The sequence below is a fragment of the Tenacibaculum dicentrarchi genome, assembly GCF_964036635.1.
Lineage (GTDB): Bacteria > Bacteroidota > Bacteroidia > Flavobacteriales > Flavobacteriaceae > Polaribacter > Polaribacter dicentrarchi.
Genome location: NZ_OZ038524.1, coordinates 477,501 through 497,034, shown reverse-complemented (window position 1 = coordinate 497,034; position 19,534 = coordinate 477,501). Strand labels below are relative to the sequence as shown.

Here is a 19,534-nt window from a genome sequence, read left to right as displayed (position 1 = left end):
ATCTTTATCGTAAGTTATCCTAAATTATAGTAAATTTGCCCCACAAAATAATTATCTATGCTAGCTAACAAAAAAAACTTTGGTTGTATCTCTGTTCTTATCCCCGTATATAACGAGGAAGATAACGTAATTCCTTTAACAAAAGGAATCGATGATAGTTTACAAGGTTTTGATTATGAAATAATTTTTATTGATGATTTTTCTACCGATAGTACCAAGAAAAAAATCAATGATATGAAAAATCCAAATGTAGTGCTTATCGAACTTCGTAAAAATTACGGACAAAGTTTAGCGTTAGCAGCAGGTCTCGATTATGCAAAAGGTGATTATGTGGTAACCCTTGATGGCGATATGCAAAATGACCCTTCGGATATTCCGCACATGATTGAAAAAGCACACAGTGAAGATTGGGACGTAGTTACAGGAGTTAGAGCCAAAAGAAAAGATTCTATTTTTAAAACTTTCCCTTCAAAAATTGCAAATTTTTTAATCAGAAAAGCCACTCGTTTAGATTTAAAAGACCAAGGTTGTGCGATTAAAGTTTTCAAGAAAGATATTGCCAAAAGTTTAAATTTATATGGTGAAATGCACCGTTTTATTAATTTATTAGCACATTTGAATGGTGCTAAAATTGCCCAAGTCCCTGTAAAACATCACGCTAGAATGCACGGTGTTTCAAAATACGGATTAGGTAGAACTATCAAAGTAATTAACGATATTGTCTTAATTATCTTCCAAAGAAAATACCTACAACGCCCAATTCATTTATTTGGTAATTTCGGATTATTTTTTATGCTTATCGGCTTAGGAATTAACTTTTACTTACTTATTTTAAAACTTTTAGGAGAAAATATTTGGGGACGACCGTTATTAATTGTTGGGGTAATTTTTGTGGTTATCAGCATTCAGTTTTTCACCGTTGGTATTATTGCCGATTTATTAATGAGAACTTATTACGAGTCGCAAAGCAAACGCCCTTACGCAATTCGAAAAATTCATACCAGTGCATAAAAAATTATTTAAAACAATTGCAAAAATTGGCATAAGTTTTCTGCTATTGTACTTTGTGTTTACAAAAATTGATTTTAATCAAATAGTCGCTTTATATAAAAATTCAGATACTTTTTATCTTTTATTATCAATTGTTTTATTTGTTTTTTCACAATTTATATCATCAATTCGATTAAATTATATTTTTCATCAAAATGATTTTTTATTAAAACATTCCAGCAATTTAAAACTTTATTTTGTTGGAATGTTCTATAATTTTTTCATTCCTGGAGGTGTTGGAGGTGATGCTTATAAAGTCTTTATCCTACATAAAAAATTCGGGTGGAAAGCCAAACAACTCACACAATGTGTTTTTATCGATAGATTAATCGGTTTATTGGCTATTTTAATTTTAGTACTGTTAATGTCGAGTTATTTATTTTTCTCAAATTCATTAATTTTGATAATTGGAATTATTGCTTGTGTATTGTCATTTTTCTTGGGAAAAATAATTTTAGCACGAATTTTCAAAAAAATAAACGACTATTATAGCCGTAGTTTTTTCTATTCGATAATAATTCAATTATTTCAACTAGGAACAATTATTAGTTTTATGCTTGCTTTTAAATTAAATGTTGCCAATATTTTAGGATATTGTTTCACTTTTTTAATTTCTTCGGTACTCTCTGTCGTTTCGTTTGCTGGTTTTGGTGCAAGAGAATATGTTTTTTTAAAAGCTTCTAATTTTTTAGGAACTGATGAAGCCATTGCCATTAGTATCGGACTTTCTTTTAACATTATTACGGCATTATTATCTTTAGTTGGCGTATTTTTTATCCTTTATAAATTAGATTTAAAAACAACTTCTATAAAATGAAAAATTATTTAATGAGCTTTTTTTACGAGCAAAAAAATCGTAAATATTTATATATTTTACTAGGATTCGTTTATTTTATAGGAATGTTTATTCCTTTAATGGCAAATGATTCGGCACAACATGCAACCATGGGAATGCGTATGTTTTTATCCGATAATTTTGCTGAATTATTAAAAGGTGAAAATCCGTATTTAGATAAACCTCACATGCACTTTTGGTTAGCAGGACTTTCCTTTAAAATTTTCGGATTACACCAATGGGCATATCGAATTCCGTCTATATTGGCGACAATAATTGGTGCATATTCAGTTTTTCAATTAACTAAAAAACTATATGATAAAAGCGTTGCACACTACGGTTCATTGATTTTTTTAACAAGTCAATCTATTATTTTAGCCAATCATGATGTGCGTACAGATGCTATTTTAACAGGTGCTACCATTTTTGCGATATGGCAATTATTTGAATATGTATCGACTAAAAAAACAGTCAATATTGTTTTGGGAGCAATTGCCATGGGAATTTCTTTTTCAACAAAAGGTTTTTATGGTGTTGCCATTATTGTTTTTGCAATTTTTAGTCAAATTATCTATACTAAAAAATACAAAGTACTTTTTTCGTATAAAATACTATTGGCTTTTTTGGTTTTCTTTTTAAGTATTACGCCTGTTTTATATGCGTATTATATTCAATTTGGTTGGGAAGGTGTTGAATTTATTTTATGGAAACAAAATGTAAATAGAGCTACAGCAAAAGGTTTTAATCAAAGTAGCCCCGATTATTTTTTCTTTTTTCATTCCTTGCTTTGGGTATTTTTACCGTGGGCATTTTTAATGTATTACGGAATGTTTTATCAATTAAAAAAATGGATAAAAAACAACTGTAAAAAAACCTCAGGAATCGAATTTCTAACTATTGGGAGTGTTTTAATAACACTTCTTATCATCAGTTTTTCTAAATTCAAATTGCCACATTATTTAAACCCGTTATTGCCTTTATTAGCTGTTTTTACGGCAGGGATTTTATATAATTTAAAGAAAGATACGCAACAAAAAACATTAAAAATATTTACTGGAATTGTTTATTTCCTAACATCGTTAATTGTTATTATCAGTTTTTTACTGTTATTTTTCACTTTTAACACACCAAATATTTTAATCATATTAGTGAGTTTTATTTTATTATTATTTCTTTTATTGAGTATCTTTAAAAACGAAGATTTTCCCAATAAAATAGTCATAAACTCCGTTTTATTGATGATTTTGGTCAATTTCATACTAAATTCTTATTTTTACCCTGAATTATTAGAATATCAGGGTGGTATCAAAATTGCTGAAATTGTCAATAAAAATGATAGCATAAATTTAGACGATGTTTTTTTATATGAAGATGATATTTGTTGGATATTTGATTTTTACACACAAAGAAACACTCCTCATCTGACCAAACAAACATTAAAAAAGATGGATAAAGAAGTGTGGCTTTTGATTCGAAATGTTTCTTTGGAAACTATTAAAGAAGATGGTTTTGTAATTAGTGAAAAGTACGAAGTAAATCATTTTCGAGTAACAAGATTGAATTTAAAGTTTTTAAATCCAAAAACTAGAGCTTCAAAACTAAGAAAAATTTATCTTCTAAAAATTAAACCATCTTTAAACTAGTTTTTTAAAATCTAGTTTATGCAAGTGTAATCCTGAAGCGGGTGCGATATTTTTAATAAATTCAATGTCTGTTTCAGGATTTAAACTATCTTTTATAAATTCTAAATCATATTCTCCTTTTCCTAAACTGTGTAATCCGCCCATTATTAAACGGATTTGATTTCTTAAAAAACCTTCCCCCCTAACAATTAAGACAAAACTTTCCTTAGGAAAAAAAGAAGCTGTTAATTCGGTGTTTTTTTCAATGCGACAATATTCAATTGTTCTTTCCACCTTTGTTTCTTCGGATGGTTTTGTACAATATCTTTTAAAATTATGAAAACCCTCAAATAATTTCGCGCCTTCTTTCATTATTTCGATATTTAAATCATCTCTAAAACGAGTTAAAAAAGGTGCGGCATACGGATGATTTTTTTCGCCATAAGAAAAATAATAGCGATATTCTTTTAGCTTCGGATGCTGAATTATATTGAATTTTTTATCAATATTTTCAATTTTTAATGCCCGCATATCACCTGGAGCGTTTGCATTGAAATCAATCATAAACTGCTCAAAATCTACGGTTTCGTCAATAAATAATTGAAATGCAAAATGAGTAGCCGATACTCTTGCATCGGTTCTACCGACCCCCAAACTTTTTAAGCGGATTCCTTTAAAAATAAATTTTAACGTTTTATCTAAAAATAAATGCCCCGTTTTTAAATTTGGCTGTTTTTGCCAGCCATGAAAACGAAATCCTAAATACTGAATGGTAACTAAATACGTGTTTTTGTAATTCATTTATTGTAATAAATCGTATGCTTGTGTTGCTATTTCTAATTCTTCATTGGTTGGAATTACCAATACTTTTACCTTGGATGTTTCTTTATGAATTTCTGTTAATTCTCTGGCTTTTACATCATTTTTATTTTCATCTAACTCAATACCAAAATATTCTAACCCTGTACAGGTTAATTTTCTGATAAGTATTGAATTTTCGCCAATTCCAGCGGTAAAAACAATCGCATCAACACCATTCATGACCGCAATATAAGAACCTATATATTTTTTAATTCTATAAGCATTCATATCGAGGGCTAACTGACAATTTTTATCGCCTTTTTCAGCCGCATCTTCAATATCACGCAAATCGCTAAAACCTGTTAAACCTAACATTCCGCTTTGCTTTTGCAACATATCTGATACATATTTAGCATCATAGCCTAAATTTTCTATTAAATAGAAAATTAACGAATGGTCAATATCACCCGAACGAGAACCCATAATTAAACCTGTAACAGGGCTAAAACCTAAGCTATGGTCAATACTAATTCCATTTTCAATAGCCGTAATACTACAACCGTTTCCTAAATGAATGCTTATAATTTTAGATTTTTCTTGCTGTAAACAGTTGTTTTTATGCAAATATTCGATGGCTTTTTCAGAAACATATTTATGACTTGTTCCGTGAAAACCGTATAATCTTATTTTATTTTCTGTTAAAAATTTATTGGGAATAGAAAATTTATGCGCTTTTTCAGGAATGGTTTGATGAAATGCCGTGTCAAAAGCTGCCACTTGAATAGCATCTGTAAAAATAGTTTCGGCAACCTGTATTCCTTCTAAATTTGCAGGATTATGAAGCGGTGCTAATGAAAATAACTCTTCAATTTTCTTTTTAACTTCTGAAGTTGCTACGGCTGTTTTTTTGAAAGAATCACCACCATGAACAACTCTGTGGGCCACGACATTTATTTGATTTGTACTGGTAAGTACGCCTATTTTTTCATCTAATAATAAATTAACTACTTTTTGTAAACCTTCTTTATGATTTTTAATATCAGAAATTTCTTTACTTTTATTTTCTTCTGATTTATAATGAACAACGCTTTTTTTCAAGCCAATTCTTTCAACTAAACCTGCACAAATAACCTGCTGTTGTGGCATTTGAATTAATTGATATTTTATTGATGAACTACCTGAATTTATAACTAATATTTTCATGTTTTATTTTGTATTAGAAAGCTTATTGATCTTGTGCTTGAATTGCGGTTAAAATTATGGTATTAAAAATATCATCAACAGTACACCCTCTACTTAAATCGTTTACAGGTTTATTTAAACCTTGTAACATTGGTCCGATTGCCAAAGCTCCTGTTTCTCTTTGCACGGCTTTATAAGTATTATTTCCTGTATTTAAATCAGGGAAAATTAACACGTTTGCTTGCCCTGCTACTTTTGAATCTGGCATTTTCTTTTTTCCGATAGATGGATCTACAGCCGCGTCATATTGAATAGGACCTTCTACTTTTAAATCGGGTCTTTTTTGTTTGATAATCGCTGTTGCTTCTCGAACAGTATCGACATCTTCACCTTTTCCTGAAGCGCCTGATGAGTACGATAACATCGCTATTTTCGGGTCAATTCCGAAGGCAATACTCGAATCTGCCGATGAAATAGCAATTTCTGCCAATTGTATCGCCGTTGGATTTGGGTTAATTGCACAATCGCCAAAAATAGATACTCTATCTTCTAAACACATAAAAAATATTGATGAAACTACCGAATATCCAGGTTTTGTTTTAATAAATTGTAATGCCGGTTTTATGGTGTGTTGCGTAGTATGTGCAGCTCCTGAAACCATTCCGTCAGCCAAACCTTTATGTACCATCATGGTTCCAAAATAAGAAACATCAGCCATTAAGTCTTCTGCCATAGCAGGACTTAACCCTTTGTGTTTTCTTAATTCGAATAAAGTATTTGAAAAATCACTAAAATAATCCGATTCAATAGGATTTATAATATCAATTTCATCAAAATCAAAAGAAATATTTAAACGTTTTACAGCTGCCTGAATAAGTACTTTTTTTCCTAAAATAGTTAATTTAACGACTCCTGTTTTTTGAAGTTGTGATGCTGCAATTAATATTCTATCATCATTTCCTTCAGGTAACACAATGTGTTTTTTAACCTGTTTTGCTTTTTTCAATAAATTATATTGAAACATTCTTGGCGTAAGAACATCGGTTCCTTTATAGGTTATTAATTTTTCATTTAAAGCGGCAACATCTACATATTTTTCAAAAATATTGATAGATCTTTTTATTTTATCAACGTTTTCGGCGTAAATATGCGCTCTTACATTTCCTAATTTTGTAGTAACTGCAAAAGTTCCTTCTTTTACCCATAAAATAGGTACGGTTTTCTCTAAACCTTCAATTAATTTAATTATTGATGGATTTAGTTCAATTCCCCCTGTTAAAACAACCCCAGAAATTGGCGGGTAATTCGTTGAAATATTTGCCTGTAACGTTCCTAATAAAATATCAGACCTATCGGCAGGAGTAACAATTACACAATCTTCCGTTAAATGATGCAAATAATTTGCCAATTGCATGGCTCCTACTTTTATATCGCCAGTAATATTATTTAAATAATTTTCACCAAATAAAACTTTAGCATCAATTCTATCTGAAAGCTCTTTAATGGTTGGGTTATTTAATTTTTTATTGATAGGGATTGCATTAATAGAAATATCTTTTGGTAAGTTTTTTCCAACTTCTTTAATGATAATATCAATATTCGATTCTTCAATTTTATTAGCGACAACCGAAATTACTTTAACATCTTTGTTTACAAAAGAATCGTAGGTTAAGCGTAAACCCTGAATAAAATCACCTAATGTTTTATTTAATCCGCCAGAAACTATAATTACAGGAATCCCTAAATTTTTAGCAATTAAAACATTTAAATCCATTTCAATAACAGCTCCGTGGTCTGAAAAATCAGTTCCTTCTACTATTACAAAATCATTTTGTTCTTCTAAAATTTTATATTTTTCAATAATTTCACCAATAACTTCATCTTCTTTATCATCATTTAATTTATTGATTAAATCTGATCGTGTAAAAGCATAACAATCGTCATAAGCACACTTAATTTTAAAATAATTAAGAACGGTATTTATATGATTGTCTTTTTTACCTGCTATCGGATTATCTATAATAGGCCTAAAATAACCAACCTTAGGTTTTTTTCTGAGCAATAATTGCATCAAACCTAAACTCAGCATTGATTTACCTGAATTAGCTTCACTTGCAGCAATATAAACAGCTTTATTCATTTTTATTTTATTTTTTTGCAAAACTAGAATAATTAAAATTACTTTTTCATGATAATTGTTAGTATAAATTACGGCTTTATAATAGACAAAAAATCATAAAAATTACAAGGCTTAAAATAGCTATTTTTTTTTATATAACTATTCAACTCATAAAAAAACCTCTTAAAATATTTTAAGAGGCTGTTTGTTAACATCGTTTATTTTACTATAATATTTCATCTATATTAAAACGAAGCAATACTTCATGCGTTCCGTTTTGATAGGTACTTAAATCATTTAAATATAAGTTGTATCCGTAGCCAATATCAAACCATTTTGTTGCCGATATTAAGCTATTTAATTGAACTGAATTATTCCATGAATATGACATTCCTACATTATAAAGCTCTTTTATATTTAAAACCGTATTTACATCAAAAGACAAAGGCGCACCCTCAATAAAACGAACCAAAACCGATGGTGTTAATTTTAATATTTCGTTTAATTCGAATGTATATCCACCGCCTATATTAACATTATAATGGTTTTTATTTTTTGATTTTCTTTTTAACTCATACAGATTATCAGTCAATAAATTATCAATATATAAATGAGTGTAATAATCTTCATGAACAATAGCAGCTCCAATACTAAAGTTTGGGTTAAATTTATTAATAGGCACCGAAAATAATGCATCATTACTTTGCGCTGTTCTAATTTTATCAATGCTACCACTATAGATATTTCCTTTGGCTTTTATACCAAATAATAAATCGTGATCTCTAGACATTTTAAGCTTGTAAGAAAAATCTAAAGCTACAACCGTTTGATTAAACACAAATATTTTATCGTTAACCACACTTAAACCTAGCCCTACAGCTCCTTTTAATGGAATATTTAAAGAAAAAGTACTTGTTTTTGGTGAATCAGGAATTCCTGACCATTGTTTTCTAGATGAAATTAATAATTCCGTATTATTTTTTTGCCCTGCAAAAGCAGGATTTATTAAGTTTAAACTATAATTATACAATGAATAATCTACATTGTTTTGAGCAATACCCGTGTAAGCCAACGTGATTAATAGCACGAAGGTTAATTTTTTTAATAACATCATTTTTGTTTAGTAATTTATATAAACCCAGCCTTTTAAAACCTTTTTTGTAGCGTTGTTTAACTCTAAAATATAGACATAAGAACCTGCAGGAAGTTTTGATTTTTTGCTTAGTGTTATTTTTCCGTTAGAAGTACCGTCCCAATCATTGTTATACCTAAGCGCCTTATACACTAAATTCCCGTGTCTGTTATAAATACACATCTTATTCTTTGGGTATTTATTTGCAATATCTGCTAATATCATCCAAGTATCATTCACGCCATCACCGTTTGGCGAAAATGCGTTTGTCGTTTTCTGATTCCTTTTTACACGAATTGTAGCGCTGGTGTTTTTTACACACGGGCTTGTTGAAGTGATTGTATAAATATAGGTATTACTGTTCTTTTTAACCCAAGAACCATCAGTAGTTGCAAAGCCATTTAAGGCTGCAAAAAGCTCCTCTTCAGTAGGCTCATAATCTTTTAATATTGATAAAACACCATCTTCACCAGCGCTTTTAACATCCGTTTCTTCTTTAACTGTAATAGTTGCTTTTTTCGGATTACAACCTAAACTTGTAGTTTGTGTATAAGTGTGTACTAAGCCGATTGAAACCCAAACTCCACCTGTTTCAGGAGAACCTCCTAAAGCATCAAATAATTGTTTCCCCGTAGGATTTGTTCCTTTACAAACAGTTAAAGTTCCATCTGTTCCGGCACTTTTTGCTTCGGATTGAATACTCAATTTAAAGGTTTTAGTCGCTGTAACTGACTCTTTTGTAGCCGTTAATGTAAGGGTTACAAAACCTTTAGTCGCATCTTGCTCGCTAGGTGTGTATTTTGATAATAATTTGGTATCATCTTCAAAAACACCAGAACCATCTGTTGTCCATTTTAAATTTGGGTTTTCGGTAACACTTACATCAGAAAAAACAAAACTATTATTTTTACAAACACTAGCTTCTGCCGGGTTTTGCATAGTAATTACAGGCGGCGTAACTTGATCTTGCTTAAATCCGATAATTACCCTAGGTACTTTACGCTCTTTAAGTAAGCCATAATATGAGTGATCACTACCTACATATCCATATTTATTTCTATAACCTGCACGATAGCCAGCTGTCCAAAAAATTTGAAATTTAGGAGTAGGTTTATTATAATCATACGGCATCTGCCCTCCCGAATTTTCATTAATTTCAACCACTAAATTTTTAGTATGATTGTATTTAAAGGGAGTCGAAAAAACAACCGTTACCTCTCCGTTAGCTTGGTTATATTGTATATTTCCGTCAAATACTCGTGTAAAACCAGTAAAGGGAGTTACTGAATTTCTAAAAGTGCTAAGCTCCGTTGTTTTAGCAGCAATTTCTTTCAACCCTAATGTCCATCTATTGAAAGAAGCAATGTTTAAATTACCTGTAGTATTTAATTTAAATGTAAGACTTTTAATATTTCCCGATGTTTTAATTTCAGAACCTAGATATATAAATTGACTATAATTACCATTTTTATGCAAAGCAAGAGGCATGTTTTCACTTACACCTTCATTGTTACCAACACTAATTTTTTGTGCCGATAAAAAGAAGCTAAAAATTAAACAAAAAAAGAGTAGGGTATTTTTTAAAACGAACATTTTTTTTGTCCCAGAGTATTTACTATAACGCATATTTTTATTCTTTTATAAGGAGTTGTAAGAGTCTATTTATCAAAGGTGATGTCGTTTATAATATTTCATCTATATTAAAACGAAGCAATATTTCATGCGTTCCATTTTGATAGGTACTTAAATCATTTAAATATAAGTTGTATCCATAGCCGATATCAAACCATTTTGTTGCCGATATTAAGCTATTTAATTGAACTGAATTATTCCATGAATATGACATTCCTACATTATAAAGCTCTTTTATATTTAAAACCGTATTTACATCAAAAGACAAAGGCGCACCCTCAATAAAACGAACCAAAACCGATGGTGTTAATTTTAATATTTCGTTTAATTCGAATGTATATCCACCACCTATATTAACATTATAATGGTTTTTATTTTTTGATTTTCTTTTTAATTCATACAGATTATCGGTCAGTAAATTATCAATATATAAATGAGTGTAATAATCTTCATGAACAATAGCAGCTCCAATACTAAAGTTTGGGTTAAATTTATTAATAGGCACCGAAAATAATGCATCATTACTTTGCGCTGTTCTAATTTTATCAATGCTACCACTATAGATATTTCCTTTGGCTTTTATACCAAATAATAAATCGTGATCTCTAGACATTTTAAGCTTGTAAGAAAAATCTAAAGCTACAACCGTTTGATTAAACACAAATATTTTATCGTTAACCACACTTAAACCTAGCCCTACAGCTCCTTTTAATGGAATATTTAAAGAAAAAGTACTTGTTTTTGGTGAATCAGGAATTCCTGACCATTGTTTTCTAGATGAAATTAATAATTCCGTATTATTTTTTTGCCCTGCAAAAGCAGGATTTATTAAGTTTAAACTATAATTATACAATGAATAATCTACATTGTTTTGAGCAATACCCGTGTAAGACAACGTGATTAATAGCACGAAGGTTAATTTTTTTAATAACATCATTTTTGTTTAGTAATTTATATAAACCCAGCCTTTTAAAACCTTTTTTGTAGCGTTGTTTAACTCTAAAATATAGACATAAGAACCTACGGGAAGTTTTGATTCTTTATTTATCGTTATTTTTCCGTTAGAAGTACCATCCCAATCATTATTATAGGTAAGCGCCTTATACACTAAATTCCCGTGTCTGTTGTAAATACGCATAATATTCTTTGGATATTTATTTGCAACATCTGGCAGTACTATCCAAGTATCATTCACACCATCACCATTTGGTGAAAATCCATTAGCCACTTCTTGATTCCTTTTTACACGAATTGTAGCTGTTTTATTTTTTGTACATGGGCTGGTCGATGTTACAGTATAAGTGTAAGTATTACTATTGTTTTTAGACCAAGAACCATCCGTATCAGGGAATCCCTTTAAGGCTGTGAATAAATCTTCTTCCGTTGGCTCATAACCCTGTAATATTGATAAAACACCATCTTCACCAGCACTTTTAACATCCGTTTCTTCTTTAACTGTAATAGTTGCTTTTTTCGGATTACAACCTAAACTTGTAGTTTGTGTATAGGTATGTACTAAGCCATTATTCCTCCATGTTCCGCCAGTTTCAGGAGAACCTCCTAAAGCATCAAATAATTGTTTCCCCGTAGGATTTGTTCCTTTACAAACAGTTAAAGTTCCATCTGTTCCGGCACTTTTTGCTTCGGATTGCTCCATCACAATTACTCTTGAAGAATTAGGATTACATCCCAAACTAGCTACCTGTGTATAGGTATATATTAAGCCGTTTGATGTCCAAGTTCCACCAAGATCAGGAGAACCTTCTAAAGCATCGAACAATTGTTTTTCTGTTAAAACTGTTCCTTTACAAACAGTTAACATTCCATTTTCACCAGCATTTCTTGCTGTATCTTCAGTAACAGTTACACTTGCAGATTTCGGATTACAACCTAAATTAGTAGTTTGTGTGTAGGTATGTACCAATCCGTTTTTTGTCCAAGTTCCACCCAATTCAGGATTTCCTTTTAATGCTTGAAATAATTCATCATTTGTAGGATTTATTCCTTTACAAACAGTTAATGTTCCATCTAATCCTGCACTTTTTGCTTCGGATTCTTCATCAACAGTTACACTTGCTGATTTATTATTACAACCTAAATTAGTAGTTTGTGTGTAGGTATGTATCAAGCCGTTTTTTGTCCAAGTTCCACCCAATTCAGGATTTCCTTTTAATGCTTGAAATAATTCATCATTTGTAGGATTTATTCCTTTACAAACAGTTAATGTTCCATCTAATCCTGCACTTTTTGCATCGGATTCTTCATCAACAGTTACACTTGCTGATTTATTATTACAACCTAAATTAGTAGTTTGTGTATACGTATGTACCAATCCGTTTTTTGTCCAAGTTCCACCCAATTCAGGATTTCCTTTTAAAGCAGCGAATAATTCATCATTTGTAGGATTTATTCCTTTACAAACAGTTAATCTTCCGTCTAATCCTGCACTTTTTGCATCGGATTCTTCATCAACAGTTACACTTGCTGATTTATTATTACAACCTAAATTAGTAGTTTGTGTGTAGGTATGTGTCAAGCCGTTTTTTGTCCAAGTTCCACCCAATTCAGGATTTCCTTTTAAAGCAGCGAATAATTCATCATTTGTAGGATTTGTTCCTTTACAAACAGTTAATGCTCCATCTAATCCTGCGCTTTTTGCTTCGGATTCTTCATCAACAGTTACACTTGCAGATTTATTATTACAACCTAAATTAGTAGTTTGTGTGTAGGTATGTACCAATCCATTTTTTGTCCAAGTTCCACCCAATTCAGGATTTCCTTTTAAAGCAGCGAATAATTCATCATTTGTAGGATTTATTCCTTTACAAACAGTTAATGCTCCATCTAATCCTGCGCTTTTTGCTTCGGATTCTTCATCAACAGTTACACTTGCAGATTTATTATTACAACCTAAATTAGTAGTTTGTGTGTAGGTATGTACCAAGCCGTTTTTTGTCCAAGTTCCACCCAATTCAGGATTTCCTTTTAAAGCAGCGAATAATTCATCATTTGTAGGATTTATTCCTTTACAAACAGTTAATCTTCCGTCTAATCCTGCACTTTTTGCATCGGATTCTTCATCAACAGTTACACTTGCAGATTTATTATTACAACCTAAATTAGTAGTTTGTGTGTAGGTATGTATCAAGCCATTTTCTGCCCAAGTTCCACCCAATTCAGGATTTCCTTTTAAAGCAGCAAATAACTCATCATTTGTAGGATTTGTTCCCTTACAAACAGTTAATCTTCCGTCTAATCCTGCACTTTTTGCATCGGATTCTTCATCAACAGTTACACTTGCTGATTTATTATTACAACCTAAATTAGTAGTTTGTGTGTAGGTATGTATCAAGCCATTTTCTGCCCAAGTTCCACCCAATTCAGGATTTCCTTTTAAAGCAGCGAATAACTCATCATTTGTAGGATTTATTCCTTTACAAACAGTTAATGCTCCATCTAATCCTGCACTTTTTGCATCGGATTCTTCATCAACAGTTACACTTGCAGATTTATTGTTACAACCTAAATTAGTAGTTTGTGTGTAGGTATGTACCAATCCATTTTTTGTCCAAGTTCCACCCAATTCAGGATTTCCTTTTAAAGCAGCGAATAATTCATCATTTGTAGGATTTATTCCTTTACAAACAGTTAATGTTCCATCTAATCCTGCACTTTTTGCTTCGGATTCTTCATCAACAGTTACACTTGCAGATTTATTATTACAACCTAAATTAGTAGTTTGTGTGTAGGTATGTATCAAGCCATTTTCTGCCCAAGTTCCACCCAATTCAGGATTTCCTTTTAAAGCAGCGAATAATTCATCATTTGTAGGATTTGTTCCTTTACAAACAGTTAATGCTCCGTCTAATCCTGCACTTTTTGCATCGGATTCTTCATCAACAGTTACACTTGCAGATTTATTATTACAACCTAAATTAGTAGTTTGTGTGTAGGTATGTATCAAGCCATTTTCTGCCCAAGTTCCACCCAATTCAGGATTTCCTTTTAAAGCAGCGAATAACTCATCATTTGTAGGATTTATTCCTTTACAAACAGTTAATCTTCCGTCTAATCCTGCACTTTTTGCATCGGATTCTTCATCAACAGTTACACTTGCTGATTTATTATTACAACCTAAATTAGTAGTTTGTGTGTAGGTATGTACCAATCCATTTTTTGTCCAAGTTCCACCCAATTCAGGATTTCCTTTTAATGCAGCGAATAATTCATCATTTGTAGGATTTATTCCTTTACAAACAGTTAATGCTCCATCTAATCCTGCGCTTTTTGCATCGGATTCTTCATCAACAGTTACACTTGCAGATTTATTATTACAACCTAAATTAGTAGTTTGTGTGTAGGTATGTACCAAGCCGTTTTTTGTCCAAGTTCCACCCAATTCAGGATTTCCTTTTAAAGCAGCGAATAACTCATCATTTGTAGGATTTATTCCTTTACAAACAGTTAATGCTCCATCTAATCCTGCACTTTTTGCTTCGGCTTGAATATTTAATTTAAACGTTTTAGTATCGCTTAATTTTCCTTTTGTAGCTGTTAAACTAAGCGTAACAAAACCTTTAATAACATCTTGATCGCTAGGTGTATATTTTGATAACAATTTGGCATCATCTTCAAAAGTACCCGAACCATCTGTTGTCCATTTTAAATTTGGATTTTCAGTAACACTTATATCTGAAAAAGTAAAACTGTTATTTTCACAAATACTCGCCTCTGCCGGGTTTTGCATGCTGATTACAGGCTGTATTGGTATTGACGCGGGGCTAAATTTAAAATAAGCAATAGGAAGCTCTTTAGAAATAGTTCCTTTAGTCGTTTTTTTACTATTGTTTTTATATCCAGCATAAGCAACTCTATTCTCTCCTTTATTATCCCATAAAAATGAAATAGAACTAAACATACCCATTGCTATTCCTGACTCATTTTCGTAATAGACTAATAAATTTTTTGTTCCAGAATACACAAACTCTTCCGTTAGTGTAATATCACTTCTAGAAGTATCAAAACTAGCACCTGATTTCCAAGTATATTCACCATCAAATACTTTTGTAAAAGTACTCAAATCAGGATGGCTATTATTTGTAATTTCGTTTTCGCTAACCTCCTTTACATAAACACGCTGTTTTTTAGCACGTTTATATGCTTTATTTTTACAATCAGTATAAAAACCAATCGTAGTTAATTTTCCTGCTAAATTATTTAGATCACTTGCCTTATATAACATTAGCGACCAACTATTTTTTTTGCCGCCATTCCAACTTCCGTTATCATATTTTGCAGGACTGTTAGATTGTACCGATTGTCCACAACCACCAGTACCTACAGTAACCTCCATAACTTTAGTAGCTTTAATATTTGCAGGAGTTTTTATTGTTACTTTGGTTTTATCGGCACTAGTAATAGTAGCTGTAAAACTATAATCATTAGGAGTGTTTGTTTTAAATTTAGCAGTATAAGTACCATCCCCATTATCTGTAATATTTGAAATGCCAACAGGTGAAAAACTTAATTTCCCTCCCGATTTATTTAATTTTTTCCCATCTTTATCTTTTAGAACAACAGTAATCGTAGCTATCTCTTTATTATTAGCCCCAATTACAGGCTTGTCAACACTAAGAGTAGAATGTAATTCCGATGCTTTTACAGGCGGAGTATTTACAACAGCTTTAAACCCTATGATTACTTGAGGAGTAGAATTTTCTTTTAGTAAACCATACCTAATTTGATCATGAGTAATATAACTATATGCAGTTCTATAACCAAATCTATCTCCACCCGGCCAAAAAACCTTAAATTTAGGCGAAGGAGTAGGAGGGTAATATGGTATGTACATTGCTCCAGGGGTATTTTCTGTAATTTCTACGACTAAATTTTTATGTTTAACGTAATTAAAACTAGAACTAAAAGGGATTTTTACATAGCCTGTATTCTTATCGTATTGAATACTCCCATTAAATACCTCAGTAAATCCACTAAATTTCTTAACAGTCTGACCTCTACCGTAATCAAATTCACTTGATCTTCTTGAAATTAACTTTAATCGAACTGTCCAATTTCTAAATGAACTAATATCTATATTACCAGTTGTATTTAATTTAAAAGTAAGACTTTCTATTTTTCCGCTTTGTTTTATCTCCGAACCTAAATAAATAATCTGACTATAATTATTACTTTTTCGAATATTAATAACAGAATTATCACCAGTACTTCCACCACCACCTATAGATACATTTTGTGCCGACAAAAAGAAACTAAAATTTAAACAAAAGAAGAGCAGAATACTTTTAATAAAGAATATTTTATTACCCCTAATAGATTTACTAAACAACATGTTTTGATTATTTTTGCGCAAATTTATATTTATTTATTCTAAATAAAGATTGAAATTCACATTATTTTAACAATTATATAATACTAACAACTCTTTCATTTAAAATACTATGGAACTCATAATGTAATAATCTGAACTACAGGTTAATGTATTTTCTTAAACACTATACAAATGCGAATTATTTTTTATAAAAAATTTAGAATGAATAAAAAAAAGCCTTTTATCCGCTGCTTTTTGACATAAAATCAAGAAAATTATTATTTAAAAAAGCTTAACAATAAAAAAGAGGATCATAAAAATCGCTATCTAATTAAATAAAATATTGAATACGACAGGTTCTTTTAGTTTAAAAAATTATAATTTTACCATTTCTAGTTCAATTTAGTGCAAGACATTTCTATTTTTTGAAGCAATTTCCCGCTTTCCGCACTCGCTTTTTTTTGAAGAAAAATCAAAAAAAGAGCTCAAACAAAGCTTCAATCGGGGCTAGGCATTTTTGCTAATTTTCATAAATCGATACATCAATTATAATTCCACCAATCTCTACCCTGTTAGTCCGAGTACGAGTAATTTTTTCCTTCAAAAATTAAACAAACGTCATGCTTAATTTAGTTAGTTCAGCATCCCATCAAAAAGGGAACTACGATAAAACAAAAAAGACCTCACAGGTTTTAAAACCTGTGAGGTCTAACTCACTACTATTTAATAAGAATTTTAACTTTGGGTAAATAAACTAATCTTTATATTTTTTTTAGAAAAACAAAAAAATAAGACACAAAAAAAACCTCAATCTAAAAAGATTGAGGTTTCAAAGAAAGGCAACGACCTACTCTCCCACCATTGGCAGTACCATCGGCGCAAATGGGCTTAACTTCTCTGTTCGGGATGGAAAGAGGTGAGCCCCATTGCGATAATCACCTTAAATCGTTTCAGTATATTTCAACTGTATAAGTTAACATATTGGTAAAAATTACATCGTAAATAATCAAAAGAGTTTCGCTTGCGCCCTTACGAGCGCAAGACTTTCTACATAAGCCTATGGGTTATTAGTAATACTCGGCTATGACATTACTGCCTTTACACCTGTATCCTATCAACGTGGTAATCTTCCACGACCCTTTAAAGAAATCTCATCTTGTGGTGGGTTTCGCGCTTATATGCTTTCAGCGCTTATCCCTTCCCAACGTAGCTACTCTGCAATGCTCCTGGCGGAACAACAGATACACCAGAGGTTAGTTCAACTCGGTCCTCTCGTACTAAAGTCAAATCCACTCAAATTTCTAACGCCCACAGCAGATAGAGACCGAACTGTCTCACGACGTTCTGAACCCAGCTCGCGTGCCACTTTAATGGGCGAACAGCCCAACCCTTGGGACCTTCTCCAGCCCCAGGATGTGACGAGCCGACATCGAGGTGCCAAACCCCCCCGTCGATGTGAGCTCTTGGGGGAGATCAGCCTGTTATCCCCGGAGTACCTTTTATCCTTTGAGCGATGGCCCTTCCATGCGGAACCACCGGATCACTATGCTCTACTTTCGTACCTGATCGACCTGTATGTCTCTCAGTCAAGCTCCCTTATGCCATTGCACTCTACGCACGGTTACCAAACGTGCTGAGGGAACCTTTAGAAGCCTCCGTTACTCTTTTGGAGGCGACCACCCCAGTCAAACTACCCACCACGCACTGTTCTCATTGCTGAGTTAGATTCTAGATAAGCAAAGGGTGGTATTTCAAGGACAACTCCACAACGCCTAGCGACGCCGCTTCATAGTCTCCCACCTATCCTACACATTACTTATCCAAAACCAATACGAAGCTATAGTAAAGGTTCACGGGGTCTTTTCGTCCCGCTGCGGGTAATCGGCATCTTCACCGATACTACAATTTCACCGAGCTCATGGCTGAGACAGTGTCCAGATCGTTGCACCATTCGTGCAGGTCGGAACTTACCCGACAAGGAATTTCGCTACCTTAGGACCGTTATAGTTACGGCCGCCGTTTACTGGGGCTTCATTTCATTGCTTCGCCGAAGCTAACAACTCCACTTAACCTTCCAGCACCGGGCAGGTGTCAGGCCTTATACATCATCTTTCAATTTAGCAAAGCCCTGTGTTTTTGATAAACAGTCGCCTGGACCTTTTCACTGCGGCCCATCCGAAGATGGGCGACCCTTCTCCCGAAGTTACGGGTCGATTTTGCCTAGTTCCTTAGCCATGAATCACTCGAGCACCTTAGAATTCTCATCCCAACTACCTGTGTCGGTTTACGGTACGGGTTCTCATAATCTGAAGCTTAGAGGTTTTTCTTGGAAGCCTTTAGGCACACTATCAACGCATCCGAAGATTTGTTGTACTATCACATTTCACCTAGATCAGCGGATTTGCCTACTGTTCTAATAGCTACATGCTTCAACGAACTATTCCGTCAGTTCGCGGTGCTTTCATTACTCCGTCACCCCATCGCAATTATAAGAAGTACAGGAATATTAACCTGTTATCCATCGACTACTCCCTTCGGATTCGCCTTAGGACCCGACTAACCCTCAGCTGATTAGCATCGCTGAGGAAACCTTAGTCTTTCGGTGAGGGGGTTTCTCGCCCCCTTTATCGTTACTTATGCCTACATTTTCTTTTCTATCCGCTCCAGCATTCCTTACAGAACACCTTCGGCGCAAATAGAATGCTCCCCTACCACTTATACAAAGTATAAATCCATAGCTTCGGTAATATGTTTATGCCCGATTATTATCCATGCAAAACCGCTCGACTAGTGAGCTGTTACGCACTCTTTAAATGAATGGCTGCTTCCAAGC

The 19,534-nt window shown here is 32.5% G+C and carries 10 protein-coding genes and 2 rRNA genes (1 of these 12 running past the window's edge); 3 read left to right on the top strand and 9 right to left on the bottom strand.

Annotation, left to right across the window (positions count from 1 at the left end; translation table 11 throughout):
- Positions 1 to 57 precede the first annotated feature (57 nt).
- The 3 genes from ABNT14_RS02175 to ABNT14_RS02165 are packed head-to-tail and all read left to right on the top strand — an operon-like array spanning position 58 to position 3,528.
- Positions 58 to 1,011 carry a glycosyltransferase family 2 protein gene (locus ABNT14_RS02175; protein WP_101902267.1) on the top strand — a complete coding sequence of 318 codons (954 nt, stop codon included), beginning with the start codon at positions 58 to 60 and terminating at the stop codon, positions 1,009 to 1,011.
- Positions 1,004 to 1,867 (top strand): lysylphosphatidylglycerol synthase transmembrane domain-containing protein, encoded by an 864-nt coding sequence (locus tag ABNT14_RS02170; protein WP_215099715.1) that lies wholly within the window; start codon positions 1,004 to 1,006, stop codon positions 1,865 to 1,867. The genes ABNT14_RS02175 and ABNT14_RS02170 overlap by 8 nt, the downstream gene beginning before the upstream one ends.
- Positions 1,864 to 3,528 carry an ArnT family glycosyltransferase gene (locus ABNT14_RS02165; protein WP_101902269.1) on the top strand — a complete coding sequence of 555 codons (1,665 nt, stop codon included), beginning with the start codon at positions 1,864 to 1,866 and terminating at the stop codon, positions 3,526 to 3,528. The genes ABNT14_RS02170 and ABNT14_RS02165 overlap by 4 nt, the downstream gene beginning before the upstream one ends.
- On the opposite strand, the gene ABNT14_RS02160 is transcribed toward ABNT14_RS02165, so the two are convergent.
- From ABNT14_RS02160 to ABNT14_RS02120, 9 genes are all read right to left on the bottom strand, one after another.
- Positions 3,520 to 4,308 (bottom strand): tRNA pseudouridine(38-40) synthase TruA, encoded by a 789-nt coding sequence (locus ABNT14_RS02160; RefSeq protein WP_101902270.1) that lies wholly within the window; start codon positions 4,306 to 4,308, stop codon positions 3,520 to 3,522. The genes ABNT14_RS02165 and ABNT14_RS02160 overlap by 9 nt on opposite strands.
- The gene (locus tag ABNT14_RS02155; RefSeq protein ID WP_101902271.1) at positions 4,309 to 5,511 is read right to left on the bottom strand and encodes an acetate/propionate family kinase; all 1,203 of its coding nucleotides are present in this window, start codon (positions 5,509 to 5,511) and stop codon (positions 4,309 to 4,311) included.
- Positions 5,512 to 5,533: 22 nt separating this feature from the next.
- On the bottom strand, positions 5,534 to 7,630 hold the full coding sequence (gene pta, locus ABNT14_RS02150) for a phosphate acetyltransferase (protein WP_101907114.1): 2,097 nt from the start codon (positions 7,628 to 7,630) through the stop codon (positions 5,534 to 5,536).
- Positions 7,631 to 7,835: 205 nt separating this feature from the next.
- On the bottom strand, positions 7,836 to 8,723 hold the full coding sequence (locus tag ABNT14_RS02145) for a PorP/SprF family type IX secretion system membrane protein (RefSeq protein ID WP_101902272.1): 888 nt from the start codon (positions 8,721 to 8,723) through the stop codon (positions 7,836 to 7,838).
- Between the two features lie 6 nt (positions 8,724 to 8,729).
- Positions 8,730 to 10,334, bottom strand: a complete 1,605-nt coding sequence (locus ABNT14_RS02140) for a gliding motility-associated C-terminal domain-containing protein (RefSeq protein WP_348719392.1) — start codon at positions 10,332 to 10,334, stop codon at positions 8,730 to 8,732.
- A gap of 88 nt (positions 10,335 to 10,422) precedes the next feature.
- Positions 10,423 to 11,310: a PorP/SprF family type IX secretion system membrane protein gene (locus ABNT14_RS02135; RefSeq protein WP_101907117.1), complete on the bottom strand. Its 888-nt coding sequence runs from the start codon at positions 11,308 to 11,310 to the stop codon at positions 10,423 to 10,425.
- A 6-nt stretch (positions 11,311 to 11,316) separates the two neighbouring features.
- Positions 11,317 to 16,635, bottom strand: a complete 5,319-nt coding sequence (locus tag ABNT14_RS02130) for a gliding motility-associated C-terminal domain-containing protein (protein ID WP_348719391.1) — start codon at positions 16,633 to 16,635, stop codon at positions 11,317 to 11,319.
- Positions 16,636 to 17,535: 900 nt separating this feature from the next.
- Positions 17,536 to 17,644, bottom strand: a 5S ribosomal RNA gene (gene rrf / locus ABNT14_RS02125).
- Between the two features lie 105 nt (positions 17,645 to 17,749).
- Positions 17,750 to 19,534: ribosomal RNA gene (locus ABNT14_RS02120) — 23S ribosomal RNA — on the bottom strand (it continues 1,091 nt past the right edge of the window).